Raw genomic sequence first — 2216 nt, 5'->3', positions numbered from 1 at the left:
CAACCGGCAACTGGCAACCGACAACCGGCAACTGGCAACCGACAACCAGCAACCATCAACTGATAATCAGGAAGAAATAGCCGAAGGCGGCCCGGCATCGGAGGAGGAGAAGCGCATTACCGAAGAGGAGACCGATGAATCTGTTGAAGATAACCAGCCTGAAGGACCAACAGCCACAAGCCAACAGCCACAAGAGCCAAAAGAAGAAGAAGTTGAGGATGGCCAGCAACCAGCAACCGACAACCGAGAACCGGCCCCTTCAAAGCAGAAAGAAATTACTTTTGAGGACTACCTGGAGTATAAGGAACCTGAATTTGTTAAAAAAGCAGATATTGAAAATCCGCAAAGCATTAATAAAGAATTCCTGCCAAAGGAACCGGAGATCATACAAAAGCAGGAAGACAATGCTGCGGCATTAAGTGAAGAGCCGAAAGAAGAAACGCAGCCCACCTCAATTCGCGACTGGCGTGACTGGGAGCCTTCTACATCGCCCTACGGAAGCAAAAAAGAGGAGCCACAAGCCAGTGAGCCACAAGCCAGTGAGCCACAAGCCACAAACCACAAGGCACAAGAAGAACTGTCAGCAGTCAGCAGTCAGCAATTAGCCGCCACTCCTCAACCTGAACCCGAAACCCGCAATCCGCAAACTGTTTCACCGGCAAAGGGCAGCCCACATTTAAAGACTATCAACCTTGGCCTTAACGACCGCATCGCTTTTGAAAAAAACCTGTTCGGGGGCAGCGGCGAAGACCTTAACCGCGTTATATCGCAGCTGAACACCCTGAACACGTTCCGGGAAGCGCAGGACTTTATCAATGACCTGGTGAAGCCCGACTACAACAACTGGAAAGGCAAAGAGGAATATGAGGAGCGCCTGATGGAGCTGGTAGAGAAACGGTTCAGCTGATGGGTAAGCTGTACATTGTACCCACGCCTATTGGCAACCTTGAGGACATGACCTTCCGCGCTATTAAGGTGCTGAAGGAAGCTGACCTGATACTGGCTGAAGATACCCGCACCAGCGGCAAGCTCATGAAGCATTTTGAGATTGCCACGCACATGCAGAGCCACCACATGCACAACGAGCACAAAACGGTAGAGAACATCATCAGCCGTCTAAAGGGCGGCGAAACCATTGCCCTGATTAGCGATGCCGGTACGCCCGCCATTTCCGATCCCGGGTTTTTGCTTACACGTGCCTGTGTTGAAAATGGCATTGCTGTGGAGTGCCTGCCCGGCGCTACAGCCTTTGTGCCCGCATTAGTAAACAGCGGCCTGCCCAACGATAAGTTTGTATTTGAAGGTTTCCTGCCCGATAAGAAGGGGAGGCAGACCCGCTTCCTGGCCCTGGCCGGAGAAACCCGCACCATGATATTCTACGTGTCGCCGCACAAGCTGGTTAAAACGCTGGGCGAGTTTATACAGTACTTTGGCGCTGAAAGGCCTGTATCCGTTTCCCGTGAGCTGAGCAAGCTGCACGAAGAAACCGTGCGTGGCACCGCTACCGAAGTGCTGGAGCATTTTACCAAAAAAGAACCACGTGGGGAGATTGTGGTGATTGTAGGCGGGAAGCCGGAGGAGAAGAGGGAGAGGAGAAAGGAATATTAACTTCTTACATATTTTCTAAAAGACCTTACAGTTTCAAATACTCCAATTCCTATAAAAATTCTACTTACAAGATCGACTAAAGCGCTCCAATACCCAAGTGAGATACCTGAATTCTTCATAAAATCAATTCTGTGTAAAGGATTTATAAATTCCCAAAAGAATGGTAATAGTTCTGACATAAAGTAATGTGCCCCAGCAGCAGATAAATCAACATAGATATTGTCTAACGAAACTAAAAATAAACCATATAGTGGAAGTGCAACTATAAAAACTGTTAGAGCCGCTGCTTGAATCCAGTTACTACCATGATTACTGTATTGCTTAGAAACGCCTATTGCTATAAGCGAACCTAAGTTTGACCAAGTTAACTTTTCAGATGCAATTTTTTTATACAAAAATTTTTGTGCAGCTTTATAATACTCAATTTTATCGTGTACATTATTTTGCCTATTTGCAGCAGTATATAAATCATTATACAGGTTTAGTCCGTCGCGGTAAGTCCAAGATTTTTGGTTTATTGGAAAAAAAGTATTTACAAGTTTCGCTGAAGACAAATCACTTGATAATGAAGTGGTTTAAACTTTTATTTTATTAAATTTCTTTAGTGC

At 46.3% G+C, this 2216-nt stretch carries 2 protein-coding genes and 1 pseudogene; 2 read left to right on the top strand and 1 reads right to left on the bottom strand.

Features of this window, described 5'->3' with window-relative positions; all coding sequences use genetic code 11:
* Together CHU92_RS15710 and rsmI are read left to right on the top strand one after the other, a co-directional pair.
* A pseudogene (locus tag CHU92_RS15710) lies at positions 1–907 on the top strand (hypothetical protein); the annotation flags it as partial.
* Positions 907–1608: a 16S rRNA (cytidine(1402)-2'-O)-methyltransferase gene (gene rsmI / locus CHU92_RS00880; RefSeq protein ID WP_094411666.1), complete on the top strand. Its 702-nt coding sequence runs from the start codon at positions 907–909 to the stop codon at positions 1606–1608. The pseudogene CHU92_RS15710 and the gene rsmI, both read left to right, overlap by 1 nt.
* Here rsmI and CHU92_RS00875 read toward each other — a convergent pair.
* Complete coding sequence (locus CHU92_RS00875; protein WP_094411664.1) at positions 1605–2162, bottom strand: hypothetical protein; 558 nt, start codon at positions 2160–2162, stop codon at positions 1605–1607. The two genes, rsmI and CHU92_RS00875, sit on opposite strands and share 4 nt — an antisense overlap.
* Positions 2163–2216: the final 54 nt, after the last annotated feature.

Origin of the sequence: Flavobacterium cyanobacteriorum (assembly GCF_002251835.1) — a bacterium.
Taxonomy (GTDB): Bacteria; Bacteroidota; Bacteroidia; order Flavobacteriales; family Flavobacteriaceae; genus Flavobacterium; species Flavobacterium cyanobacteriorum.
The sequence above is the reverse complement of the archived record's forward strand: the minus strand, read 5'-3'. Positions and strand labels throughout refer to the sequence as shown.